The sequence below is a fragment of the Streptomyces tubercidicus genome (assembly GCF_027497495.1).
Taxonomy (GTDB): Bacteria; Actinomycetota; Actinomycetes; order Streptomycetales; family Streptomycetaceae; genus Streptomyces; species Streptomyces tubercidicus.
In genome coordinates this window covers 4,302,344-4,325,873 of the sequence record NZ_CP114205.1, presented here as the reverse complement: position 1 = coordinate 4,325,873, position 23,530 = coordinate 4,302,344, and the positions used below count along the sequence as shown (strand labels likewise).

Genomic DNA, 23,530 nt, shown 5'->3' with positions numbered 1-23,530 from the left:
CCGCCGGGGTCCGGGACCGCCGGCGGCCTTCGCACGTCCGCCGGACGCCTCAGCCCCCCGGCGTCACCAGCCGCGCCTCGTACGCGAACACCGCGGCCTGCGTCCGGTCGCGCAGCCCCAGCTTCACCAGGATGCGGCTGACATGCGTCTTCACCGTGGACTCGGCGACCACGAGATGCTCGGCGATCTCCCCGTTCGACAGGCCCTGGGCGACGAGCACCAGCACCTCGGTCTCGCGCTCGGTGAGATCGGCGATGCGCTCCTGGGCCGGGGCGCGGGGGGTGCCGAGACGGGAGAACTCGGAGATCAGGCGCTTGGTGACGGTGGGCGCCAGCAGGGCCTCGCCGGAGGCGACGATCCGGACGCCGTCGGCGAGCTGACCGGCCGAGGCGTCCTTGAGCAGGAAGCCGCTGGCCCCGGAACGCAGCGCCTGGTAGACGTATTCGTCCAGGTCGAAGGTGGTCAGCACCAGGACCTTGGCGCCCTCGTCGGCGGCCACGATCTCCCGGGTCGCCTCCAGACCGTTCATCTCCGGCATCCGGATGTCCATCAGGACCACATCGGGCTTGAGAATGGCGACCTTGCGCACCGCCTCCCGGCCGTCCACCGCCTCCCCGATGACCTCGATGTCCGGCATGGCGTTCAGCAGGACGGAGAAGCCCTCCCGGACCATCACCTGGTCGTCGACGATCAAAACCCGGATCATGCCCGGCCGCCCCCTGCCTTGGTCTGCCCCGCCGTGTTCGTGACCGGGATGAATGCCGCGACCTCGAAGCCGCCGTCCTCGGTGTGGTCGGCGGTCATCTCGCCGCCCAGCATTTGTACCCGCTCACGCATCCCCAGCACACCGTGCCCCGCGCCGGGGGACGGTTTGGCCAGCCGGCTCGGCGCACCGTTGATGATCCGTACGCCCAGCCCGCCCAGCACATAGGAGATCTCCACCCGGGCATCGGCGCCCGGCGAGTGCCGCAGCGCGTTGCTCAGCCCCTCCTGCACGATCCGGTACGCGGACAGCTCGACGCCCTGCGGCAGCGGCCGGGGCGAACCGGTGACCACCGCCTCGACCTCCAGCCCGGCGCTGCGGACGCTGCCCAGCAGCGCGTCGAGATTGCCGAGCGTCGGCTGCGGGGCCTCCGGGTCGCTCTCGGCGAAGGCGTCCGGGTCGGCGGAGCGCACCACGCCCAGGATGCGGCGCAGCTCGGCGAGCGCGGCGACCGCGTTCTCCCGGATCGTGGCGAAGGACGTGGCGAGCTCGGGCGGGGTGTCCTTGACGCGGTAGGGAGCCGCCTCGGCCTGGATGGCGATGACGGACATGTGGTGGGCGACCACATCGTGCAGCTCACGGGCGATCAGGGCCCGCTCCTCCAGGAGCGTGCGCCGCGAGCGCTCCTCCTCCGTGAGGGTCTGCGTCTCGACGACCTGCCGCCGCTCCTCGCGCCAGGCCCGGACCGCGGCGGCGGAGATCAGGATCACTCCGCAGAAGACCGCCACCGTCAGCAGATCACCGGGCTCCGCGCCGACGAGCGCCGTCAGGACCGCCGCCACGGCAAAGGTGACCAGCCACATCTCCATGGCCAGCCGCGGCCGGGTGCGCAGCACCACGAGGGTCATCACGATGACGTGGGTGGGGAAGGCGCCGTTCGAGAAGATGTTGGCCCCGTACGGGTTGCCCGCGTCGGCGAACGCCCCAACGGCGAACGGGACCAACGACAGCCAGTAGGCGCCGACCGGGCGGAAGAGGGTGAGCATCGGCGGCACGGCGAGCAGCAGGGAGAAGCCGGCGGCCACCATGCCGTGCAGCGATCCGGGGCCGGAGCTGGCCAGGTCCACCAGGAAGACGAAAGCCGAGAAGAAGCCGACGGTCGCGTGCGGCAGCCAGCGCGCCCACTGCCGCAGCCGCTCCGGCAGCCACGGCACCCACCGGCAGATCTTGGCATCTTCCAGCGGCGGCAGCGGACGGAAGGCGAAGGCGTCGACGAACAGGTCCTGGCGCAGCCGGTGCAGCACGCCATGGGCTATCCGTACCTCCGAGTGCAAGGAGTCCTGCTTCTGGGTCTTCTCGTTCACGCTGACAAAGGTAAGCAACGGAGGACCTCCGCGGCGTCCTCACCAGTGGGGATCTGCCGACGTCCGCCTCAAGTACTACAAGGTCGCTGCACGCAACGGATGAAGGTGTGACAGCTGGGGCTGCCGGGGGTGACGGGGGCATAGTGGCCGACGCCGGGCAGCTCGCGCAGCTCCGTGCCGCCGGGATGCCGCGCGGCGTAGCGGCGGGAGAGGTCCACCGGGACCTCCGGGTCCTCGGTGCCGTGCAGGATCGTCACCGGGATGCCCGACGGCGGATGGCGCACCGGGTCGGCCGCGGCGAGGCGTTCCGGCAGGCCGGGCCCGGCGCCCAGCAACTCGGCGACCGCGCCGTCGCTCAGGCCCAGCTCATGGGCGCGGGCGAGATCGGCGACCGGTGCGACCGCGAGGACACGGGTCACCGGGGTGCCGGGGCGGGCGGCGGCGAGCAGCGCGAGATGGCCGCCCGCCGAGTGCCCGATCAGCACCAGGGCGGGATCCGCCGCGGTGTCCGCCAGGGCCGCGCGTGCGGCGCCGAGGGCCACCGTGACGTCCTCGAAGGTCTGCGGCGCCCCGCCGCCCGCGCCGACCCTGCGGTACTCGGCGAGCGCGACCGGCATCCCCTGCCCGGCCAGCTCGGCGGCGAGCGGGGAGAGATGGCGGCGGTCGTAGGCAGCCCGCCAGAACCCGCCGTGCAGCAGGACGACCAGCGGGCCGCGGGCCGCCGCCCTCCCGCTGCCGTCACCCGCCCGCGGCTCATAGACATCGACGATCTGGTCCGGATGCGGCCCGTACGCCACCGTCCGGTCCGGCGCCACCGGGGCGAGCCCCAGCAGCGCCGGTTCCTCGTCCGCCACGCTCACCCGGCGGCCCCGGACTCCACTTCCGGCAGCGCCCCCAGCACCTCACCGAGCACCCGGGCCGCCCGCTCCGCGTCCGCGAAGGAGGTGTAGAGCGGGGTGAAGCCGAAGCGCAGCACATCGGGGTGGCGGAAGTCGCCGACCACCCCGCGCCGGATCAGCTCGTCCATCACCTCGCCCGCCAGCGGGGTGCCGCCCTGCCGGTCCGCGGCGAGCTTGGGCGAGCAGGCCAGCGACACCTGGCTGCCGCGCGACCGGTGGTCGGCCGGGGTGAGGGAGCGCACCCGGCCCGGCGGCACATAGGCGGCCACACACTCCAGGAAGAAGTCGGTCAGGGCGAGGCTCTTGGTGCGTACGTCCTCGATGGCCACCCCGTCCCAGACTTCCAGCGCCGCCTCCAGCGCGAGCAGCGACAGGATGTCGGGGGTGCCGACCCGGCCGCGCGCAATGCCGTCGGCCGGGGTGTAGGAGGGGTCCATGGCGAACGGGTCGGCGTGCGAGTTCCAGCCCGGCAGCGGCGATTCGAACCGCTCCTGGAGGCTCTCCCGGATGTAGAGGTACGCGGGCGCCCCCGGGCCGCCGTTGAGGTACTTGTACGTACAGCCGACGGCGAGATCGACATGGTGCGCGTCGAGGCCGACCGGCAGCGCACCGGCGCTGTGGCACAGGTCCCAGACGGCGAGCGCGCCCGCGGAGTGCAGCGCATGGGTGATGCCGGGCAGGTCGTTGAGCCGGCCGGTGCGGTAGTCGACGTGGTTGACCAGCGCCAGCGCCGTCCGCTCGGTGACCTCGTCGGCGATCCGCGCGGGCTCGACCGGGCGCACCGCGAGACCGGTCATCCGCGCCGCCGAGCGGGCGATATAGCCGTCGGTCGGGAAGGTCGTGGCATCGACGAGGATCTCCGTGCAGCCCTTGCCGGCCATCCGGACGCCGCCGATCAGGGCCTTGAAGATGTTGACGCTGGTCGAGTCGCCGACCACCACCCGGCCCGGACCCGCCCCGATCAGCGGGGCGATCTTGTCGCCGACCCGCTCCGGCGCCGTCCACCAGCCGGATTCGCTCCAGGAGCGGATGCGCAGCCGGCCCCATTCGCGGTCGATGACATCGGCTATCCGGTCGGCGACGCCGCGGGGCAGCATGCCGAGGGAGTTGCCGTCCAGGTAGACATCGGTATCGCCGGACGCATGGTCGGGCGCGGGGTCCAGGACGAAGCGCTCGCGGACCGCGGCGAGCGGATCGGCGGCGTCCAACTCCGCGGCGCGGGCGGCCTGTTCACGGGCCCCGGCGGGCTCGGAGCGGCCGGAGGGCTCGGGGAATTCGGGGGTCTCAGACATGGCTTCGCGCCGTCCACAGCTCGGGGAAGACATTCTTGCGGGCCCGCTTCTCCAGCCAGGCCACGCCCGCGGAACCGCCGGTACCCATCTTCGCTCCCATCGCCCGCCAGGTCGCGATCAGATGGTCGTTGCGCCAGCGCAGGACCAGCTCACCGACATCGGTCAGCGCCTCGCCGAGCCGGACCAGCTCGGACTCCTGCGAACCGGCGTAGATCTCGGCCCAGACGGCCTCAACGGCCGGATCCGGCTCGTAACGCACCGCCGGGTCCCGCTCCAGCACGGCCTCGGGCACCGCCCAGCCGCGCCGGGCGAGCATCCGCAGCACCTCGTCCCACAGGCTGGGCTCCTGGAGGGCCTTCGACAGTTCGGCGTGCTCCCGGGGGGAGCCACGGTGCGGCACCAGCATGGACGCGGACTTCTCGCCCAGCAGGAACTCCATCCGCCGGTACATCGCCGACTGGAAACCGGAACCGTCGCCGAGCGCACTGCGGTAGGCGTTGAACTGCGCCGGGGTCAGCCGGGCGAGCGGCTTCCAGGCGGCGTTCAGCGCCTCCAGCTCGTAGGCGGAGCGGCGCAGCGCGTCCATCGCCACCGGCAGATCGTCCCGGCGCAGCGCCTCGGCGGCGGTGCGCCACTCATGGACGATGACCGTGAACCACAGCTCCATGACCTGGGTGGTGACCAGGAAGACCATCTCGCCGGGGTCGTCGGAGAGCGGCTGCTGCAGATGGGTGAGGACGCCCGCCTGGACATAGTCCTCGTACGGGGTCGTGCTGCTGCTGCCGATGCGCAGATCCGGGGCGAACGGCGGGTCGGACTCAGCGGCGACGGCCGATACCGGGCACCCGGCGGGCGCGGCCGGTCCGTGGTCCGGGGGATCGATGGGAGACGGCTGCGACATGAGGGACTCCTCAGGTGCGAACTACCGGGTAGCGGTCCGCCCCTTCCTTGTCGGCTCGGGAGCCCCGGTCCCCTCGGGCGCGGGATGGCCCGGCCCACTGAAATCATCGGTGCTGGGCAGCGACCGCGCAAGGGCCGGCCGCGATCATGCGGCCGGCCCGTTGACCTGGGCGCTGCCCGTCGGAAGCGCGGTGGGCGCGGCTTGCCGGAGGGCCCGCTGCCCGGCGCCGGCCGTCAGGAGAGGGTGTCGGCCGCGGTCGGGGAGGAGTCCCGGAGGAAGGTCATGCAGCGCTCGTACTCCTCCTGCTCGCCGATCGACTGGGCGGCGCGGGCGAGGGCGTGCAGCGCCCGCAGGAAGCCGCGGTTCGGCTCGTGCTCGAAGGGCACCGGGCCGTGGCCCTTCCAGCCGGCCCGGCGCAGCGCGTCCAGGCCGCGGTGGTAGCCGGTGCGGGCGTAGGCGTACGACTCGACGACCCGGCCACCCTCGAACGCGTCGTCCGCGAGCTGCGCCCAGGCCAGGGACGAGGTCGGGTACTTCGCGGCGACATCGGACGGTGCCGTGCCCGCCGCGAGCATCTCGCGGGGCTCGGGGTCGTCGGGGAGGTGGGTCGGGGGCGGGCCACCGAGGAGGTTTTCGTGAATGGGCATGGCTCCAGTTTGCCAGTGCGCTGCGCTTGCTTTCGGCCCGCGTTTTCGGCTGTCCCGCCGTGGACGTTGTTCGCCGTTGCTCCCCCACTGCCTGAAGGGCGTGGGAGGTACCCCCATGCGGCGGGCGAGGTCCGCTGCGCGGGGCTTTCGGGGTGCGGTGACGGACCTCCGGGGCCTGGTGTGTGGACTGCTTCGCTTTACGTCCACACACCAGGCCCCTCCGGCCCGTCCCCTCCCGTGGTGGGTGGGTGTAAGGGTGAGTGGGGGTGAGCGTTATCTGTTGGGTTCCTGTTGTTGGTCGGTCTTTTGTGGTTCGCCCGGGTTCAGCGGGGGTGCGCTGAAGCCGCAGTGGTAGGTGGTTTCTGCTTGGCAGGGCTGTTCTGTGCCTGGTTCGGGGCGCAGGGCGTCGGTGCGTACGGTCAGCCAGGCGATCAGGGCGCCGGCCACCAGGACGCCGGCGCAGATCGGCATGGCGCGGAGGAAGGCGGCGCCGAAGGCGTCCGGGGAGCGGTAGGCCTCGGGGCCGAAGCCTGCCAGGAGGGGCAGCGCCGCCACCGCTACCAGACCGGCGGCCCGTGCTGCGGCGTTGTTGATTCCGCTGGCCAGGCCCGCGCGGTCGACGTCCACCGACGCGAGGACGGTCGCGGTGAGCGGGGCGACCAGCGTCACCATGCCGGCGCCCATGACCACGAGTGCCGGGAGCACATCGGTGAGGTAGGACGCGCCTCGGCCCACCCGCATCATCAGCAGCAGGCCCGCGGCACACAGCAGTGGTCCGACGGTGAGCGGGAGCCGCGGACCGGTGCGCTGTCCCAGCTCTCCGGAGCGGGCGGACAGCAACAGCATCAGGCCGGTGGTGGGCAGTAGCGCGGTACCGGCCTGGAGCGCCGAGTAGCCCACCACGACCTGGAGCTGGAGCACGGAGAGGAAGAAGAAGCCGCCGAAAGCGGCGTAGACGCAGACCGTTACCGCGTTGATCGCGGAGAACTGACGGATGCGGAAGATGGCGGGCGGCAGCATGGGATCGGACTGGCGTCGTTCGACTCTGATGAAGAGTGCGCCGAGCAGCAGCCCGGCCACCGCGGGAACGATCACGCCGGGGCCGGCGCCGCCGTTGGGCGCGGCGATCAGCGCGTAGGTCACCCCGGCCAGCGCCAGCGCCCCCAGCACCGCGCCCCGTACGTCGAAGCCGCGGTGCAGGCGGGCCGCGCGCTCCCGGGTCTCCGGTACGTGCCGCAGCGCCACCGGCACACACACCGCCGCCAGCGGCACGTTCAGGAAGAACACCCAGCGCCAGCCCGCGCCGTCCACCAGCCAGCCGCCGATGAACGGGCCCACCGCCGCGGCCACCCCGCCGAGCCCCGACCAGGCGCCGACCCCGCGGGCCCGGTCGTCGGGGTGCAGGACGGCCTGGATCAGCGCCAGCGAACCTGGTGTCAGCAGCGCCCCGCCGACGCCCTGGAGGGCACGGGCCGCGATCAGTACCCAGGCCTCCGGTGCGAGCCCGCACAGCAGGGAGGCCGTGGCGAACCACACCACGCCGATCACGAACACCCGGCGCCGGCCGAAGCGGTCGCCGAGCGCACCGCCCAGCAGGATCAGTGAGGAGAGGGTGAGCAGGTAGGCGGTGACGGTCCACTGGAGGACCGCCAGATCCGCGTTGAGGTCCTCGCCGATCCGGGGCAGGGCGACATTGACGACCGTGCTGTCGAGCAGCGCCATCCCGGAGCCCAGCACGGCCGTCAGCAGCACCCATCGGCCCTGTGCCGAGGCCAGCCGTACCGCGCCGGGCGCACTCGGTTCGCTCATACGGCGAGCATGCCCGCCCTCGCGGCCACTCGCCCGTCCGGCACCGGTCCGGCGCCGGGGCCGCGGGCACGCGAAAGGCTCCGCATCGCGGCGGATGCGGAGCCTTGTGCGCGGGGGCCGGCGGGCCGGCCCGCCGGTTACTTGATCTTGGTGCCGGTGGAGCGGAGGTTGGCGCAGGCCTCGGTGACCCGCTTGGCCATACCGGCCTCGGCCAGCTTGCCCCAGCTGCGCGGGTCGTAGGTCTTCTTGTTGCCGACCTCGCCGTCGACCTTCAGCACTCCGTCGTAGTTGCGGAACATGTGGTCCGCGACCGGGCGGGTGAAGGCGTACTGGGTGTCGGTGTCCAGGTTCATCTTGACCACGCCGTTCTCCAGCGCGGTGGCGATCTCCTGCTCGGTGGAGCCGGAGCCGCCGTGGAAGACGAAGTCGAACGGGGCGGTCTTGCCGTACTTGGCGCCCACGCCCTCCTGGAGGTCCTTCAGCAGCTCGGGACGGAGCACGACATTGCCCGGCTTGTAGACGCCGTGGACGTTGCCGAAGGAGGCGGCGAGCAGGTAGCGGCCCTTCTCGCCCAGGCCCAGCGCCTCGGCGGTGCGCAGCGCGTCATCGACCGTGGTGTACAGCTCGTCGTTGATCTCGTGGGTGACGCCGTCCTCCTCGCCACCGGTCGGGGTGATCTCGACCTCAAGGATGATCTTGGCGGCGGCGGCCTTGGCCAGCAGCTCCTGGCCGATGGCCAGGTTGTCGGCCAGGTTCTCGGCCGAACCGTCCCACATGTGGGACTGGAACAGCGGGTTCTGGCCCTTGGCGACGCGCTCCGCGGAGATGTCCAGCAGCGGGCGGACGTAGCCGTCCAGCTTGTCCTTGGGGCAGTGGTCGGTGTGCAGCGCGACGGTGATGCCGTACTTCTCGGCGACGACGTGCGCGAACTCGGCGAGCGCGACCGCGCCGGTCACCATGTCCTTGTTGTACTGGCCGCCCAGGAACTCCGCACCACCGGTGGAGATCTGGATGATGCCGTCGCTCTCGGCCTCGGCGAACCCACGCAGCGCGGCGTGCAGCGTCTGCGTCGACGTGACGTTGATGGCCGGGTAGGCGAACTTCCCTGCCTTCGCCCGGTCGAGCATCTCGTTGTAGACCTCGGGGGTTGCGATGGGCATCTGTCCGCTCCTTGTGTGTGCGGGTGTGCGTACTGGGCCCTGACCAGGGGGCGAGGACTTCGCCGTGCACATCTTCCCAGACAAGGCCCCTCGCTCCACATTGCCTGTCCGGCCGTCCCACTCCGTGGGCAGCCGGTTTCACGTGAAACCGACTGCCCCTCGGCGAAGCCGCAGGTCAGGGCAGAGGCCCGCAAATCCGCCGCGGCCTTCGACCCGGCTCAGCCCAGGCCGAGGTCACCCAGCTGGTAGCCCGTGATATAGGGCAGCCCGGCCTCGGCGATGGCCGAGGCGGCACCCCGGTCGACGATCGTGGCCACCGCGACGACCTCGGCGCCCGCCTCACGCGCCGCCTCGACGGCGGTCAGCGGCGAGCCACCGGTGGTGGAGGTGTCCTCCACGATCAGGACCCGGCGGCCCTTGATGTCCGGGCCCTCGATGCGGCGCTGCATCCCGTGCGCCTTCTGCGCCTTACGGACGACGAAGGAGTCCAGCCGGCCGCCGCGCGCCGCGGAGGCGTGCAGCATCGAGGTCGCGACCGGGTCGGCGCCGAGCGTCAGCCCGCCGACCGCCTCGTAGTCCAGATCGGCGGTGATCTCCAGCATCAGCTGACCGACCAGCGGCGCGGCCTCGCCGTCCAGGGTGATCCGGCGCAGGTCGATGTAGTAGTCGGCCTCCTTGCCGGAAGAAAGCGTCACCTTGCCGTGCACCACGGCCTTGTCCTTGATCTGCTGCAGCAGCTCGCCGCGCACGTCGTCACTCATACGCACGAGCTTATGCGGTGCCCTGCGACAGGCTCCGCCAGCTCCAGGTCATGGAGATCTCCAGCGGATCGATCGGGGTGACCAGGTGCGGCACGGTGTTGAGGCCGTTCGGCGGGCCGCTCTGCGGCTCGACACAGACCGCGGCCTCCTGCTCGTCGTAGACCACGGCCCATTCGGCGCGGCTGGTGACCGTCAGCTCCAGGCGGCCCGGCCAGGTGAGCGTGGCCGCCACGCCCTGCGGCATCCCGAAGCAGTCGTCCCAGGGGCCCGGCTTCGGCGGAATCCGGCGGCCGGTCGGGAGATGGTCCGCACCCCGCTCCTCCTGCCACTCGGGCGCGAAGTCGAGCTGGGCGTCCTGGCCGCCCTCCCCCAGGTTCCGCAGGAACCAGGGGTGCCAGCCGGCCTGTGCGGGGAAGGAGTCGGCGGTCGCCTCGACGCCCAGGGTGAGGGTCAGCGAGCCGCCGTCGTCGGCGAGTTCGACGAGCTGGGTGACCCGCCCCGGGTACGGCCAGGGCGCCGCCGGGTCTTGGAGGTCGTAGGTGAAGACCGCCTCCGTGGCGCTCGTCCGCGCCGTGCGCCAGCTCACGTCGCGGCCGGTGCCGTGGATGGCGTGCGGCGCCGCGTTGAGCGGCATCCGATGGAGCTCACCGCCATTGCGGAACTGCCCCTGCGCCAGCCGTCCGCACCACGGCACCATCGGAAAACAGCCGTACCGGGGGCCCTGCCGCAGCAGCTCCGTACCGCCGGTGCGGAGGCTCGCGATCCGGCAGCCGAGGTCCGGCCGTACGGTCAGTTCGGTCTCTCCGGCGGCAAGTCGCACGCCCTCCGGCGCCTGCGTCCGTGCCGCTCGCTGCGTGGTGTTGTCGGTGCTCACGGGAACGAGCCTACGGGCGGGACGGCCCACGGCGACGCACCGCGCGCATCCGGGGACGGCGGACGGACCAGGGCCAGGGCCCGGGGCCGTGGCCCCGGCTCAGCGGCGGCGGCGCAGGACCCGGCCGACGACCACCGCGGACGCCAGCACCACCGCGGCCGCGGGCGCCGCCCAGCGCAGGGTCAGGGAGGTGCCGTTCGACTCGGGCGCGGGCACCGGGGCGTACCGGCCGCGCGGCGGGGCGTGATCGACCTCCTCCGCACTGCGGCCGATCATCGTGCGGCGAGCGTGCGCGGCCTCGGCGGGGCCGAGCCGGTCCGCCTCGTCGCCGTAGCCGTGCTCGGGCTGCAGCGCGGGGAACGCGTCCGTGGCCTCGTCCGCGTCAATGTCCTCACCGGCGGCAGCCGCAGCTCCGAGGCCCACGCTCTCGTCGGCGTCCTCATCGCTGCCCGGGTCCAGGGACGGCGGCGGCACCTCGGTGTCGAACACCCCGGTCCCGGCCGCCGCCTCGGCCTCAGCAGTCTCTTCGGACTCAGCGGCCGGACCGTCCTCGTCCGTCACCGGCCGCCGCCGCAGATCCGCCGCCAGGTTCTCCGCGAAGCGGTCCAGCAGCCGACGGCCCACGGTGTCGGCGGAGCGGTCGGTGGCCTCGGCGAGACGGCCGTCGCGGTGGACCGTGCCGGAGCAGCTCAGCGTCGTACCGGGACCGGGCTCGGTGGCCGGGGAGAGCCGTACCGCCAGGGTCAGCGCGACCGCTCCGTCGCCCCGCGTCTCGGCGCCCTTCGCCTCGACGGTCACCGCGGCGGCCGCACCGTCCTCACCGGCCGCACCGTCCTCACCGGCCCCGTCGTCCGGGCCGCCGCTGACCGTCAGCGAGCCGCGATAGGTGATGGTGGAGCTTCCGATACGCAGCCGCAGCCGGCCCTCCGGACAGCCGGGGGCCGCATCGGCGTCGAGCTGGACTCCTGGGACACAGCGCGCCACCCGCTCCGGCTCGGTGAGCGCCTGCCGCACGGTCCCGACGGGAAACGGAACGTACACCTCATGCTCCATGACATGGGAGCCTACCCAGCGCCCGCGGACCCGTGCCCACCCACGCAGCACTTTCTGACGCCGGGCCGGAAACCGCTCCCGCCGCAGCCCACAGTCCGCACCCAACAGCCACCGTGCGCGGCCCGCGGCCCGCGGCCACCGTCCGCAGCCCGCACCCCACAACCCAGCGCCCGCCCCGCCCCCGCACCGGAGCCCCCTCAGTCCTGATACCGCGGATGGATCAGCGTCGACGCCGGGAGGCCGACCCTCCGGTCGCGGGTCTCCGCACGCTGCCCGGCCCGGAGTTCCCCGGTGCTCAGGCCGGCCAGTGGGGGAGCGTCGGGGGCCAGTCCGAAGGACGGCCGGTGCCGTGCGGCCAGCAGGAAGCCCCAGTACCGGGTCGCGGGCGACGACGCGGCGGCCGGTGCCGCCGGGTCCCTGGGCGGGGCGCCGCCCGCCGAGCGGTCCGGGCCGCCGGAGAAGGCCGCGGGCCGTCCGGACAGCCGGTAGGGAACCGTCCTCAGGCCCACCGACCGGATCGTCGACTCCACCGTCCAGTACAGACGCGAGCGCTCGACCGGCGGCCCGGCATGCACCACCAGCCGCCCGTCGCGGGCCAGCAACTGCGCCGCGAGGCCGTAGAACTCCTGCGAGTAGAGCTTGGTGCTCGCGGTGATCCCGGGGTCGGGAAGGTCGGAGACGATGACGTCGTACGGCGCCGCCCGCCGGCCGGGGCCGCGGACGCCCCGCTGCCGCAGCCAGTCGAAGGCGTCGGCGGTCACCGTCCGCACCCGGGGATCGGCGAGCGAGTGCCGGTTGAGGCGGGTGAGGCCGGGGTCGGTGCGCGCCAGCCGCAGGACGCCGGGGTCGAGTTCGACGACGGTCACCGAGCGGACCGAGCGGTAGCGGAGGATCTCGCGCACCGCGAGGCCGTCGCCGCCGCCGAGCACCAGCACCCGGCCGTGCGGACCGCCCGCCATCGCCGGGTGCACCAGCGCCTCGTGGTAGCGGAACTCGTTCTCCGCGCTGACCCGGAGCCGGCCGTCGAGATACAGCGCCAGCGGTCCGCCGGAACCTTTCCTCCCGTGTCCCGCACCGGTTCCTTCGCCCGCACCGGCGCCCGTCCCGCCGGTCATCACCACCTCCTGGACACCGGTCTGCACCGCGACCCGGGCCGAGGAGCCGTACACCGCCAGCCGGGCGGCCCGTTCGAACGGGGTGGCCAGTACGACGCCCGCGGCGAGCAGCGCGAGGACCAGGGCATTGACGCCGAGGAGCGCCCACCGGGCGCGGGCACTGAGATCGCGGCGGAACAGCCACAGCACCAGCACCGCGCCGGCCACCGCGTTGACGGCGCCGGTGAGCAGTGCGCCGGTCAGCTGGCCGAAGCCCGGCAGCAGCAGAAACGGAAAGGCCAGCCCGCCGACGAGCGCTCCGACATAGTCCGCGGCGAAGAGATCGGCGACCGCACCACCCGCGTCCTGCCGGCGCACCCGCTGGATCAGCGTCATCAGCAGCGGCACCTCGGCGCCGATCAGGATGCCGATGGCCAGCGAGAAGCCGACGAGCGCGGAGCAGGACTGCCCGAACCAGGCGAAGCAGGCGTAGAGCGCCATCGCGGAGACCCCGCCGACCAGCGCGAGCCCGGCTTCCACCGCGCCGAAGCCGACCGCCGCCCGGCAGCGCAGCCGCTTGGCGAGCAGCGCGCCGATGCCCATCGCGAAGACCATGACGGAGAGCACGACCGACGCCTGGGTGACGGAGTCGCCCACCAAGTACGTGGCCAGCGCGACCAGTTCGAGTTCGTAGACCAGACCGCAGGCGGCGCAGACGAAGACGACGGCGAGGACGAGCAGCCGGCCGAGCCTGGCCGGCACGGGCAGTCGCGCCGGTGTCATGCCGTCCGGCAGGCCGGGAGCGCCGACGCGAGCGGACTCTGGCAGGTCGATCATAAAATGAACGCTACGTGACGATTCTGTGGCTCTCCGTCACCCACACGAGTAGACCTCGTGGGTGACAGCCCTCAGCCGGAGCGTTGACGAACCGTGCGGCGCGCAGGCGCACCGCGCCCCACGGACCGCGCCCGCCCCACCGCCCGCGCCCTCCCGGACCCCCACGCCCCCGGCGCACCGACCCCGCGCCCCTCGCACCCCACACTCCCCCGCGCCCGCCCGCCAACCCGACCGGTCACTATCGCCGGGCCGCGCTAGACCGCCGCGACCCTCGCCCGTACGCCCACGCGGGTACGGGTGGCCACCAGGCGGCCCTCCTGCGGATACGCGTGCCAGGTCCGCCAGCGCACCTGGCCCTGCTGACGCTGCGCCAGCATCGCGGTGAAGGCGTGCGGCGAACCGGGGAACGTACCGGCGAGACCGTGCGGATGCTCGGCCACCAGCGCCAGCAACTCCTGCGCCCGCCCGGCGAACGAGCCGCGCGAGAGGTTCTCCACATGGGCGGCGAATTCGTACTCCCAGTCCCCCAGCCGCTTCGCCACCCCCAGCGGCAGCGGTGTACTGCTGCCCGGCATACAGGCGACCGTTTCGGAACAGGTGCCGCGCTCCTCCTCAAGGAGCACCTGGTGAGAGGCGCCGAGCAGCCTCAACTGCACCTGGGCGTCCTGGAGTTGGAGATCGAGTACGGCGAGGGCGGGCAGGGGTTCCCTGCCCAGCGCCCAGGCCAGATCGGAGGCACGGGTATCGGTGTACGCCGTCGTCAAAGTGGTGAGCATGGGTCGGCTCCGCAAGCACGCAGTGGAATGGTGGGCCGGCCCGCCCGAAAAGGATCAGGGATGTACGACTGCCTGCCGGCTCGTGCCCACGTGGGGTCGGAGAACGTGGGGGATTCTCTGGGGAGAGGGAATCATGAAAGGCCCGTCGCCCACAGCGCTTTTACCCATCTCCTCCGGGTTTCCATCCGCTCGGGGGCCTTGCAGTTCAGTTGTTCAACGACCAAGCGCCCGGCGGGTGTTGGCCTTTCGACCAGCCCCGACGGGCGCATAAGCGACAAGCAACTAGCCATCCACACATATGGAGTTGGCGCAGTCGCCTCGATTCAGCTTTCTCGATTCAACGGCCTCGGCGCATCGGCCCCGACTCAACAGCCCCTGCTCAGCGGCCCCGTCGCAGCGGCCCCGGTTCAGCAGCCGCCACCGCCACCACCGCAGCCGCCGCCACCGCCACCACCGCCGCAGGACGAACCGCCACCACAGGAGGAACCGCCGCCGCATCCGCCGCCGCCGTGGTGCCCACCGCCCGAGCCCCCGCCGGCCCACCAGCTGCCGCCGGCCGCAGTGCCGGAGCCCCGTCCGCTCCCCCCGCCCGAACCGCTCCGCGAGGCCACGGCAACCAGGCCGATCACCCCCACGCAGATCACCAGGAAAACCACAATCCCCATTTGCCTCACACTCCTTTCATTCCCCCGAAGCGAGGCACCCGCTCCGTCCGGCGCCCGGTGCGCCGCTCCGGCGCCGTCCGGCGCCGTGGACCGTCCTCGTCGACGGTCATCTCATTCCTTCGTGCGGGGCTGATGCCCCGACCCCGGCATCTCAAAGCACAGTTGAGGAAGTCCAGAGGTTCAAAGGCGCCGTCCGAGGAGAGACGCAACGCCGGGACGCGCAGCCCGGCACCGGCACGCCCCGCCCCACCGCCGATCAGAAACGACAGCCGACCCCCGGTCAGCGCGCAGCCATCAGCTGGTCCACGGCCTTGCGGATCGAGTCGTCGCGCTTGCAGATCGAGAAGCGCACCAGCCAGGCCGGGGCGTCCGCGTCCAGGTAGAACGCCACGGTGGGGATGGCCACCACGCCCGCGCGTTCCGGAAGGTCCCGGCAGAACTGGACGCCGTCCGAGTAGCCCCAGGGCCGTACGTCCGCCTGCACGAAGTACCCCGCGTCCGCCCGCAGGGGCCGCAGACCGGCACGGGTCAGGCCGTCGCTCAGCAGATCGCGGTTCTGCCGCAGGGTGTCCCGCAGGCCCGCCGCCCACTCCTCCACCGAGTCGAGGGCCCGCGCCAGGGCTTCCTGATACGGGGTGCCCGAGGCGTACGTCAGGAACTGTTTCGCGGAGTTCACGGCGGCGACGAGCGGAGCCGGACCGCAGACCCAACCGACCTTCCAGCCCGTGACGTTGAAGGTCTTGCCGGCCGAGGAGATGATCAGCGTCCGCTCCCGCATCCCCGGCAGCGTCGCGATGGGCAGATGCCGCGCACCGTCGCTGTAGACGAGGTGTTCGTACACCTCATCCGTGATGACCGTCAGCGACCGCTCGCGGCAGATCTCCGCGATCGCGGCCAGCTCGTCCGCCGTGAACACCTTGCCCGTCGGGTTGTGCGGGGAGTTCAGCAGCAGCACCCGGGTACGCGGCGTCACGGCGGCCCGTAGCGCGTCGGCGTCCAGGGCGAAACCGTCGCCGTCGAGGACCAGGGGGACCCCGACGAGGCGGGCACCGGCGAGCCGCGCATCCGCGGCATACGCGTCGTAGCAAGGGTCGAAGGCGATGATCTCGTCGCCCGGATCGCACAGCGCCAGCAGGGCCGCCGCGAGTGCTTCCGTCGCGCCCGTGGTGACCAGCACCTCGCCCGCAGGCCGGTAGTCGAGTCCGTACCGCCGGAGCTGATGAGCGGCGATCGCCTCGCGCAACGCCGCGCAGCCGACGGCGGGCGGGTACTGGTTGCTGCCCGCCAGCACCGCGTCCGCGACGTCCTTGAGCAGCGTGGCCGGGCTGTCCAGTTCGGGGACGCCCTGCCCGAGGTTCACGGCTCCGGTACGCCGCGCCAGCTCCGTCATCTCGGTGAAGATCGACGTACCCATGTCCCGCACCCGCGCCGCAGGACTCCAGTTCGCCGAGCCCACAGCCCCACGCACGTCAGCCGTCCCCCTCGTACCCATGCAGTCCCGCTTTCCCGAGTCCATCAAAAGGAGATTCGGCCCTCACGATAGGCGTGCACCGGGGAGGCGGGGCCGCCGATAGGCAAAGCCGAGCCAAGCCGAGCCACCACCGACAGCGCACACGGGCCCCGGAGCCGATCGGCTCCGGGGCCCGCGCAGCAGGGTGGGTGTGGGACGGACGGGGCTCAGGCCTCGTCGTCACCCGGCTTCTCGTCGGAGTCGCCTTCGATCTCGGCCTCCAGGCCGAGCTGCTCGACGATCCACTTGTCGAACTCGATGGAGGCGCGGACCCAGCTGACCGTGCTCGACACAAAGTGTTCGAGCGAGACGCCGGTGCCGATCAGCATCGATGCCTCACCGATCAGACGGACCGTGCCGTCGTCATGGGTGTGGGTGTAGGCCTTGGGCCACAGCGTCCGGCGGTTCCAGTCGTCGATCGCCTCCAGCAGCTTCGACTTCTCGTCGATGCCGTGGGCACGGTCATAGAACGTACGGACGGAGAAGATCTGCTGCTCCTCCTCGCCCCGGAACATGAAGTACGTGCGGAACTGCTCCCACGGGGCGGCGAGGTCACCCTCCTCGTCGACTACGTACTTCAGCTCCATCTGGTCGAGGAGCTGCTTGACCAGGTCCTGGTCTGGCACGACGGGACCCTCAGGCCCCGAGGGCTCGGGTTCGGGCTGGCCCCCGAAATTCGGAATCGAGGACGGGTCGATGCTCACCGTGGAATTCCCTTCGTATGGTCCCTGCCATCCTCCCCCACATCCGCCCCGTCGTGGCAACCCGGGACGGAGCGGATGCGGGCAAGGTGTCGCCCGGGGCAACGATCGACCGGGCGGGGCGGCACCGGGCTGACGGCACCGGGCCTCGGGCGGCGGGTCAGCCCGTCACCCGCCCCTCCGACTCCACCGACAGCTGATCACCGTCCACGTCCACCCGTACGGTGTCCCCCTCCAGCACCTCGCCCGCCAGGATGGCGCGGGCGAGCTGGTCGCCGATGGCCGTCTGGACCAGGCGGCGCAGCGGCCGGGCCCCGTAGGACATGTCGGGGGCGGGGGCGTCGGCGACCGGCTCCTGGCCGAGCCAGGCGAGCCAGGTCAGGGCGCGGTCGGTGACGTCCAGCGTCAGCCGGCGGTCGCCGAGACGGCGCTGCAGATGATCGAGCTGCATACGGGCGATCCGCTCCAGCTGGTCCGTGCCGAGCGGGTGGAAGACCACCACGTCGTCGAGCCGGTTGAGGAACTCGGGCCGGAAGGAGGCCCGCACCGTCTCCAGCACCTTCTCCGTCTTCTGCTCCTCCTTGAGCAGCGGGTCCATGAGGAAGTTCGACCCGAGGTTGGAGGTCAGGATGAGGATGGTGTTGCGGAAGTCGACGGTGCGGCCCTGGCCGTCCGTGAGCCGGCCGTCGTCGAGGACCTGCAACAGGATGTCGAAGACCTCGTGGTGGGCCTTCTCCACCTCGTCCAGCAGGACGACGGAGTAGGGACGGCGGCGCACCGCCTCGGTCAGCTGGCCGCCCTCCTCGTAGCCGACATAGCCGGGCGGCGCGCCGACCAGCCGCGCGACGCTGTGCTTCTCGCCGTACTCCGACATGTCGATACGGACCATCGCCCGCTCGTCGTCGAAGAGGAAGTCCGCGAGCGCCTTGGCCAGCTCCGTCTTGCCGACGCCGGTCGGGCCGAGGAAGAGGAACGAGCCGGTGGGCCGGTCCGGGTCGGCGATACCGGCGCGGGTACGGCGGACGGCGTCCGACACCGACCGGACGGCCTCGGTCTGGCCGATCAGCCGCTTGCCCAGCTCCTCCTCCATACGGAGCAGCTTCTGGGTCTCGCCCTCCAGGAGCCGCCCGGCCGGGATGCCGGTCCAGGCGCCGACCACATCCGCGATGTCGTCCGGACCGACCTCCTCCTTGACCATGGACTCCTTGGACGCCTCCTGCTCGGCCTCGGCGGCGGCCGCCTCCTCCAGCTCGTGCTCGACGCCCGGGATCTCGCCGTAGAGCAGCTTGGAGGCGGTGTCGAAGTCGCCGTCGCGCTGGGCGCGCTCCGCCTGGCCGCGCAGCTCGTCGAGCTTCTCCTTGAGCGCACCGACGCGGTTGAGGCTCTGCTTCTCCTTCTCCCAGCGGGCGGTCAGGCCGCGCAGCTCCTCCTCCTTGTCGGCGAGGTCCTTGCGCAGCTTCTCCAGCCGCTGCACGGAGGCGGCGTCGGTCTCGTTGCGCAGCGCCAGCTCCTCCATCCTGAGCCGGTCCACGGCGCGCTGGAGCTCATCGATCTCCACGGGGGAGGAGTCGATCTCCATCCGGAGGCGGGACGCGGCCTCGTCGACCAGGTCGATGGCCTTGTCGGGCAGGAATCGGGAGGTGATGTAGCGGTCGGAGAGGGAGGCCGCGGCGACCAGCGCGGAGTCCGCGATCTGCACCTTGTGGTGGGCCTCGTAGCGGCCCTTGAGCCCGCGCAGGATCGCCACCGTGTCCTCCACGGTCGGCTCGGCGACCAGCACCTGCTGGAAGCGCCGCTCCAGCGCCGGGTCCTTCTCGATCCGCTCGCGGTACTCGTCCAGCGTCGTCGCACCGACCATCCGCAGCTCACCGCGGGCCAGCATCGGCTTGAGCATGTTGCCGGCGTCCATGGACGAGTCGCCGCCGGCGCCCGCGCCGACGACGGTGTGCAGCTCGTCGATGAAGGTGATGATCTGGCCCTCGCTGGACTTGATCTCCGCCAGGACGGTCTTCAGCCGCTCCTCGAACTCACCGCGGTACTTGGCCCCCGCGACCATCGCCCCCAGGTCGAGCGCGACCAGCCGCTTGTTGCGCAGCGACTCGGGCACATCGCCCTTGACGATCCGCTGCGCCAGCCCCTCGACGACGGCGGTCTTGCCGACGCCCGGCTCACCGATCAGCACCGGGTTGTTCTTGGTACGGCGGGACAGCACCTGCACGACGCGGCGGATCTCGTGGTCCCGGCCGATGACCGGGTCGAGTTTGCCTTCGCGGGCGGCCGCGGTGAAGTCCGTCCCGAACTTCTCCAGCGCCTTGTACGTGCCCTCCGGGTCGGCGTTGGTCACCCGCTGCCCGCCCCGGCTCGCCTCGAACGCGGCCAGCAGCTTCTTGGCGCTGGCGCCCTGCTGCTCCAGCAGCTCGCCGGTGCGCCCGCCCTTGGCGGCGATGCCGATGAGGAGGTGTTCGGTGGAGACATAGGCGTCACCGAGCTCCTTGGCCCGCTGGGTGGCGTCCGCGATGGCGGAGAGCAGATCGCGGTCCGGCTGCGGCGGCGCGACCGTCGAGCCCTGCACGCTGGGCAGCGCGGCCAGCTGGCGCTCCGCCCCGTTGCGCAGCGCGGCGGCATCGGCCTCGACGGCGGCCAGCAGGTCCATGATGTTCTCGTTGTCCTGCCCGGCCAGCAGCGCGAGCAGAAGATGCGCGGACGTCATGTCCGCATGCCCGGAGGTGACCGCCCGCTCATTGGCAGCGCTCAGTGCCTCCCGGCTCTTGTTGGTCAGCTCGGCGTCCACGTCCTCGCGATCCTCCTCGACTCGTCCTGCCCGGCCATCAGTGCCCAGTCTGGACCCACTCCGGCGCATCCTGCACATACCAACGTGCGATAAGTTGAGTCTATTCCACTCAAGGCTAGGGAAGCGAGTCCCCCCACCGGGGATCGCTCACTCGTGCGAGGGAATCGCGCCCGAACGCCCTGCCACCGCCCGCGTCGCCCGGCGACACTGGCCTTCGACCACGAGGAGGTGCAGCATGACGGCTATGGCACACGCGCCTATGCCCACCGACGAAGAGACCCTCCTGGATTACTTCCTCGCCTTGGAGACGCCCACGGGCTTCCGAGCCGAGCTGATCGAGGGGGAGATCGTCGTGACACCACCCACGGACGGCACACATGAGCACTGCTTCAGCAGGGTGGTCTCGCAGATCATGCGAAAGTCCGCCGTGGACATGGATGTCTCCGGCTACAAGGGGCTCGCCATGCCACGCGGCGGTAGGTGTCCCAGGAATCATGTGATCCCGGATGCCACCATCGCCCCCAGCGAGATCCGGCTGTTCCAAGGCGCGGAACCCTGGATGCCCAGCGACGGAGTCGCCATGGTCGTCGAGGTGACATCGAGCAATCCGGAACGCGACCGGAAGGCCAAGCGGCACTGCTACGCCCGCGCCGGCATCCCGCTCTACCTGCTCGTGGACCGCGGCAAGTCCGCCCTCACGCTGTTCAGCGAGCCTTCCGGGGACGACTACGAAGCGCACAACACCGCCCCCATCGGCAAATCCCTCCCCCTCCCCGCCCCCTTCTCCTTCGACCTGGAAACCATCGACTTCCTCTGACCCCCGGGCCCCGGCCTACCCTTGCCCTCATGGCCCATGACCTCAGCGCCCTCAGCCCGGAATACCTCGCCTTCTGGGGCGAGTATCTGATGCCGACCCTCACCACGCTGCGTACGGACGGGACGCCCCATGTCGTCCCCGTAGGCGTCACCTACGACGCCGGGCAGCGCATCGCGCGGGTCATCACCCGCAAGGACAGTGCCAAGGTCAAGAACGTCCTCGCCGCCGGGGCGGACGGCGCCACCGTCGCCGTGTGCCAGGTCGACAAGGGCCGCTGGGCGACGCTGGAGGGCCGGGCCCGGGTGCGTACGGACGCCGAGTCGGTGGCCGATGCGGTACGCCGGTACGCCGAGCGGTACGGCCGGACGCCGACGCCCAACCCCGACCGCGTCATGATCGAGATCGCGGTGACCAGGGCGATGGGCCGGGCCTGAGCTCATGGCGTCGGCAGTGTGCACCGTGACGGCCGTCCCGCGCCGTCCGTCCCCGGCCCGGCCGCACCCGCACGCCGAGCTCTGCCCGCGCTGTGGCGGTCAGCTCGCCGTCAATCAGGACGGCTGGAAGATCTGTCACGCCTGCGGCTATGCCTCGCCGCCCGGTACAGCCCCTCCTCCACGGGCCGCTCGCGGGGGTATCGTCGCCCCCACAGTCGCCACGCCCCGGAGGGCACGATGAACTCGGTCCGAGTCACGGCGATCGCCTGCCTGATGCCGCTGTCCGAGCTGGACGAGGATCCGTTCCTGGTCGATGACCGCGGCCAGCACGACATGTGCAAGCAGTGGGCGGCAGCCCGTGACTACCACCTGACCTGCCGGCTCAGCCTGCACCAGCTGCGCGCCGACCACCGCGCGCTGTGGCGGGACGTCGAAGAGGGCCTGGTCGATGTGTTCGTGGCGCCCAACCGCCGGACCCTGGAGAACGCCATCGCCGGCGCGGACGAATTCACCGCACGGTGCGCCGCGGCCGGCGTCCGCCTGGAGACCGCCGACCTCCACGAGCCGGTCTACACCCTGGCGATGAAGTCCCAGGTACACCGGCGGCTGTCGATGCCGACGGCGGGCTACAACGGCTGCTGAACGGCCCGGGGCGGGGGCACGGCCGACTGCGGAGAGCCGGTCACGGAAAGCCGGTCACGGAAACGCGAGAAGGGCCGGGATCCCCCCGGCCCTTCCCCACGTCACACACCAGGCGCCCGCGCCCCGGCCCCGGCCGTCACTCCGGCCGCTTGGGGCGCCAGACCACCAACGCGCTGGTCTGCTGGACATCCTGATACGGCACCAGATCGCGCCGATACGAGGCGTGCACCGCCGCCTCACGCTGCTGCATCGCGCTGGCCGCGCCCTCCAGGGCGCCCTGGAGCTCGACGACCCGCTGCTGCAGGGCCGCGACCTGGTGCTCCAGCTCGATGATGCGCTTGATACCGGCGAGGTTGATGCCCTCGTCCTGGGACAACTGCTGCACCGTACGGAGCAGTTCGATGTCCCGGGCCGAATAGCGGCGGCCCCGCCCGGCCGTGCGGTCGGGCGAGACCAGCCCCAGCCGGTCGTACTGGCGAAGGGTCTGCGGATGCAGGCCGGAGAGCTGAGCCGCGACGGAGATGACGTACACCGGCGACTCATCGGTCAGTTCATAGGGGTTACGACGCTGCCCGCCCCGGCCGTCCATCTCAAGCTCCCTTCGCAGCCTTGAACAGCTCCGCCCGCGGGTCCGCCCCCGCGGTCGCCTCGCGATAGGACTCCAGCGACTCCTTCGCCTTGTCGCCGAGGTCGCTGGGGACCAGCACCTCGATGGTGACCAGCAGATCACCGCGGGTGCCGTCCTTACGGGTGGCGCCCTTTCCGCGGGCCCGCATGGTGCGCCCGTTGGGGGTGCCGGCCGGCAGCTTCAGCGTCACCGGCGGTCCGCCCAGCGTGGGCACCTTGACCTCCCCGCCGAGCGCGGCCTCCGGGAAGGTGACCGGGACCGTGACGGTGAGGTTGTCGCCCTTGCGGCCGAAGACCGGGTGCGCGTCGACATGCACGACCACATACAGGTCGCCCGCCGGGCCGCCCTGCTCGCCCGGTGCGCCCTTGCCGCGCAGCCGGATGCGCTGCCCGTCGGAGACGCCCGCGGGGATGCGGACCTGCATCGTGCGCGCGCTGGTCGCCCGTCCGCTGCCCTTGCAGACCTCGCAGGGGTCCTGGGCGATCAGGCCCCGGCCCTTGCAGTCGGCGCACGGGTCGGTGAGCGAGAAGCCGCCGCCCGCGCCCCGGCTGACCTGGCCGGTGCCGACACAGGTCGGGCAGACCCGCGGGCTGCCGTTCTTGTCACCGGTGCCGGAGCACGCCTTGCACGGCGCCTGGCTGGACATCCGCAGCGGGACCGTGGCCCCGTCGACGGCCTCGGTGAAGCTCAGCGTCACCTCGGACTCGATGTCCTGGCCGCGGCGCGCATGGGTACGCGTACCGGCGCCGCCGCGGTTGAACAGACCGCCGAAGACGTCGCCGAGCCCGCCGCCGAAGCCGCCACCGCCGCTCTGGCCCTGCGAGCCCCCGAAGAGGTCGCCCAGGTCGAAGTTGAAGTTGCCGCCACCGCCCGGTCCCGGCCGGTACCCGCCGTTGCCGAACAGCGTGCGCGCCTCGTCGTACTCCTTGCGGCGCTTGCTGTCGCCCAGGACGTCGTTCGCCTCGGAGATCTCCTTGAAGCGCTCCTCGGCCTTGGCGTCGCCCTTGTTGGCGTCCGGGTGGAACTCCCGGGCCAGCTTGCGGTACGCCTTCTTGATCTCGGCTTCGGTGGCGTCCTTCGGGACGCCGAGGACCTTGTAGTAGTCCTTCTCGACGAAGTCCTTGGTGCTCATCCCCGACGTCCCTCCTTCCGCGCGGTTTTCGTTTCTGTCC

General features: G+C 71.9%; 21 protein-coding genes. 3 read left to right on the top strand and 18 right to left on the bottom strand.

Going from position 1 to position 23,530, the window contains the following annotated elements:
* Nucleotides 1-49: 49 nt before the first annotated feature.
* The 16 genes from STRTU_RS18810 to clpB all read right to left on the bottom strand — a co-directional run bounded on the left by STRTU_RS18810 (nucleotide 50) and on the right by clpB (nucleotide 19,837).
* The gene (locus STRTU_RS18810) at nucleotides 50-706 is read right to left on the bottom strand and encodes a response regulator (RefSeq protein WP_159744706.1); all 657 of its coding nucleotides are present in this window, start codon (nucleotides 704-706) and stop codon (nucleotides 50-52) included.
* The gene (locus tag STRTU_RS18805; RefSeq protein WP_246240730.1) at nucleotides 703-2,067 is read right to left on the bottom strand and encodes a sensor histidine kinase; all 1,365 of its coding nucleotides are present in this window, start codon (nucleotides 2,065-2,067) and stop codon (nucleotides 703-705) included. The genes STRTU_RS18810 and STRTU_RS18805 overlap by 4 nt, the downstream gene beginning before the upstream one ends.
* 68 nt (nucleotides 2,068-2,135) lie before the next feature.
* Nucleotides 2,136-2,927, bottom strand: coding sequence for an alpha/beta hydrolase (locus STRTU_RS18800; protein ID WP_159744705.1), 792 nt, complete (start codon nucleotides 2,925-2,927; stop codon nucleotides 2,136-2,138).
* Entirely contained in the window at nucleotides 2,924-4,258 is a 1,335-nt protein-coding gene (gene kynU / locus STRTU_RS18795; protein WP_174878894.1) for a kynureninase, read from the bottom strand. Before kynU ends, STRTU_RS18800 begins: the two co-directional genes overlap by 4 nt.
* A complete protein-coding gene (locus STRTU_RS18790; protein WP_174878893.1) occupies nucleotides 4,251-5,159 on the bottom strand; it encodes a tryptophan 2,3-dioxygenase family protein in 909 nt (302 codons plus the stop codon). Before STRTU_RS18790 ends, kynU begins: the two co-directional genes overlap by 8 nt.
* A 233-nt stretch (nucleotides 5,160-5,392) precedes the next feature.
* A complete protein-coding gene (locus STRTU_RS18785; RefSeq protein ID WP_159744704.1) occupies nucleotides 5,393-5,806 on the bottom strand; it encodes a DUF3151 domain-containing protein in 414 nt (137 codons plus the stop codon).
* A 273-nt stretch (nucleotides 5,807-6,079) separates the two neighbouring features.
* Nucleotides 6,080-7,615: an MFS transporter gene (locus STRTU_RS18780; RefSeq protein ID WP_159744703.1), complete on the bottom strand. Its 1,536-nt coding sequence runs from the start codon at nucleotides 7,613-7,615 to the stop codon at nucleotides 6,080-6,082.
* 137 nt (nucleotides 7,616-7,752) lie between these two features.
* Complete coding sequence (gene fbaA / locus STRTU_RS18775; RefSeq protein ID WP_159744702.1) at nucleotides 7,753-8,775, bottom strand: class II fructose-bisphosphate aldolase; 1,023 nt, start codon at nucleotides 8,773-8,775, stop codon at nucleotides 7,753-7,755.
* A gap of 218 nt (nucleotides 8,776-8,993) precedes the next feature.
* On the bottom strand, nucleotides 8,994-9,536 hold the full coding sequence (gene pyrE, locus STRTU_RS18770) for an orotate phosphoribosyltransferase (protein ID WP_159744701.1): 543 nt from the start codon (nucleotides 9,534-9,536) through the stop codon (nucleotides 8,994-8,996).
* Nucleotides 9,537-9,546: 10 nt separating this feature from the next.
* Nucleotides 9,547-10,410 (bottom strand): aldose epimerase family protein, encoded by an 864-nt coding sequence (locus STRTU_RS18765; RefSeq protein ID WP_159744700.1) that lies wholly within the window; start codon nucleotides 10,408-10,410, stop codon nucleotides 9,547-9,549.
* A gap of 99 nt (nucleotides 10,411-10,509) precedes the next feature.
* On the bottom strand, nucleotides 10,510-11,463 hold the full coding sequence (locus STRTU_RS18760; RefSeq protein ID WP_159744699.1) for an SRPBCC family protein: 954 nt from the start codon (nucleotides 11,461-11,463) through the stop codon (nucleotides 10,510-10,512).
* Between the two features lie 197 nt (nucleotides 11,464-11,660).
* Entirely contained in the window at nucleotides 11,661-13,394 is a 1,734-nt protein-coding gene (locus tag STRTU_RS18755) for a polyamine aminopropyltransferase (protein ID WP_167539176.1), read from the bottom strand.
* A gap of 254 nt (nucleotides 13,395-13,648) precedes the next feature.
* Nucleotides 13,649-14,170, bottom strand: a complete 522-nt coding sequence (locus STRTU_RS18750) for a DUF2617 family protein (protein WP_159744698.1) — start codon at nucleotides 14,168-14,170, stop codon at nucleotides 13,649-13,651.
* Between the two features lie 945 nt (nucleotides 14,171-15,115).
* Nucleotides 15,116-16,249, bottom strand: a complete 1,134-nt coding sequence (locus STRTU_RS18745; protein ID WP_246240727.1) for an aminotransferase class I/II-fold pyridoxal phosphate-dependent enzyme — start codon at nucleotides 16,247-16,249, stop codon at nucleotides 15,116-15,118.
* 263 nt (nucleotides 16,250-16,512) lie between these two features.
* Complete coding sequence (locus STRTU_RS18740) at nucleotides 16,513-17,049, bottom strand: YbjN domain-containing protein (protein ID WP_159744697.1); 537 nt, start codon at nucleotides 17,047-17,049, stop codon at nucleotides 16,513-16,515.
* 157 nt (nucleotides 17,050-17,206) lie between these two features.
* On the bottom strand, nucleotides 17,207-19,837 hold the full coding sequence (gene clpB, locus STRTU_RS18735) for an ATP-dependent chaperone ClpB (protein WP_159744696.1): 2,631 nt from the start codon (nucleotides 19,835-19,837) through the stop codon (nucleotides 17,207-17,209).
* 235 nt (nucleotides 19,838-20,072) lie between these two features.
* On the opposite strand from clpB, the gene STRTU_RS18730 reads away from it, so the two are divergent.
* The 3 genes from STRTU_RS18730 (at nucleotide 20,073) to STRTU_RS18720 (ending at nucleotide 21,730) form a co-directional block, all read left to right on the top strand.
* A complete protein-coding gene (locus STRTU_RS18730; RefSeq protein WP_159744695.1) occupies nucleotides 20,073-20,654 on the top strand; it encodes a Uma2 family endonuclease in 582 nt (193 codons plus the stop codon).
* 29 nt (nucleotides 20,655-20,683) lie between these two features.
* Entirely contained in the window at nucleotides 20,684-21,088 is a 405-nt protein-coding gene (locus STRTU_RS18725; protein ID WP_159744694.1) for a pyridoxamine 5'-phosphate oxidase family protein, read from the top strand.
* A 237-nt stretch (nucleotides 21,089-21,325) separates the two neighbouring features.
* Nucleotides 21,326-21,730, top strand: a complete 405-nt coding sequence (locus STRTU_RS18720; RefSeq protein ID WP_159744693.1) for a hypothetical protein — start codon at nucleotides 21,326-21,328, stop codon at nucleotides 21,728-21,730.
* Between the two features lie 136 nt (nucleotides 21,731-21,866).
* On the opposite strand, the gene STRTU_RS18715 is transcribed toward STRTU_RS18720, so the two are convergent.
* Entirely contained in the window at nucleotides 21,867-22,319 is a 453-nt protein-coding gene (locus STRTU_RS18715; RefSeq protein ID WP_159744692.1) for a heat shock protein transcriptional repressor HspR, read from the bottom strand.
* Between the two features lies 1 nt (nucleotide 22,320).
* Nucleotides 22,321-23,490 (bottom strand): molecular chaperone DnaJ, encoded by a 1,170-nt coding sequence (dnaJ, locus tag STRTU_RS18710; RefSeq protein WP_159744691.1) that lies wholly within the window; start codon nucleotides 23,488-23,490, stop codon nucleotides 22,321-22,323.
* Nucleotides 23,491-23,530 lie beyond the last annotated feature (40 nt).

What these genes read in the sequence shown, in the direction of transcription:
- STRTU_RS18785 (WP_159744704.1), bottom strand. Translation starts at nt 5,806, where the DNA reads ATGCCCATTCACGAAAACCTCCTCGGTGGCCCGCCCCCGACCCACCTC.
- STRTU_RS18745 (WP_246240727.1), bottom strand. Translation starts at nt 16,249, where the DNA reads ATGGGTACGTCGATCTTCACCGAGATGACGGAGCTGGCGCGGCGTACC.
- STRTU_RS18725 (WP_159744694.1), top strand. Translation starts at nt 20,684, where the DNA reads ATGGCCCATGACCTCAGCGCCCTCAGCCCGGAATACCTCGCCTTCTGG.
- STRTU_RS18780 (WP_159744703.1), bottom strand. Translation starts at nt 7,615, where the DNA reads ATGAGCGAACCGAGTGCGCCCGGCGCGGTACGGCTGGCCTCGGCACAG.
- STRTU_RS18810 (WP_159744706.1), bottom strand. Translation starts at nt 706, where the DNA reads ATGATCCGGGTTTTGATCGTCGACGACCAGGTGATGGTCCGGGAGGGC.
- STRTU_RS18750 (WP_159744698.1), bottom strand. Translation starts at nt 14,170, where the DNA reads ATGCTCACCACTTTGACGACGGCGTACACCGATACCCGTGCCTCCGAT.
- pyrE (WP_159744701.1), bottom strand. Translation starts at nt 9,536, where the DNA reads ATGAGTGACGACGTGCGCGGCGAGCTGCTGCAGCAGATCAAGGACAAG.
- STRTU_RS18715 (WP_159744692.1), bottom strand. Translation starts at nt 22,319, where the DNA reads ATGGACGGCCGGGGCGGGCAGCGTCGTAACCCCTATGAACTGACCGAT.
- STRTU_RS18755 (WP_167539176.1), bottom strand. Translation starts at nt 13,394, where the DNA reads ATGATCGACCTGCCAGAGTCCGCTCGCGTCGGCGCTCCCGGCCTGCCG.
- STRTU_RS18760 (WP_159744699.1), bottom strand. Translation starts at nt 11,463, where the DNA reads ATGGAGCATGAGGTGTACGTTCCGTTTCCCGTCGGGACCGTGCGGCAG.
- fbaA (WP_159744702.1), bottom strand. Translation starts at nt 8,775, where the DNA reads ATGCCCATCGCAACCCCCGAGGTCTACAACGAGATGCTCGACCGGGCG.
- STRTU_RS18790 (WP_174878893.1), bottom strand. Translation starts at nt 5,159, where the DNA reads ATGTCGCAGCCGTCTCCCATCGATCCCCCGGACCACGGACCGGCCGCG.
- STRTU_RS18730 (WP_159744695.1), top strand. Translation starts at nt 20,073, where the DNA reads ATGACGGCTATGGCACACGCGCCTATGCCCACCGACGAAGAGACCCTC.
- dnaJ (WP_159744691.1), bottom strand. Translation starts at nt 23,490, where the DNA reads ATGAGCACCAAGGACTTCGTCGAGAAGGACTACTACAAGGTCCTCGGC.
- STRTU_RS18720 (WP_159744693.1), top strand. Translation starts at nt 21,326, where the DNA reads ATGAACTCGGTCCGAGTCACGGCGATCGCCTGCCTGATGCCGCTGTCC.
- kynU (WP_174878894.1), bottom strand. Translation starts at nt 4,258, where the DNA reads ATGTCTGAGACCCCCGAATTCCCCGAGCCCTCCGGCCGCTCCGAGCCC.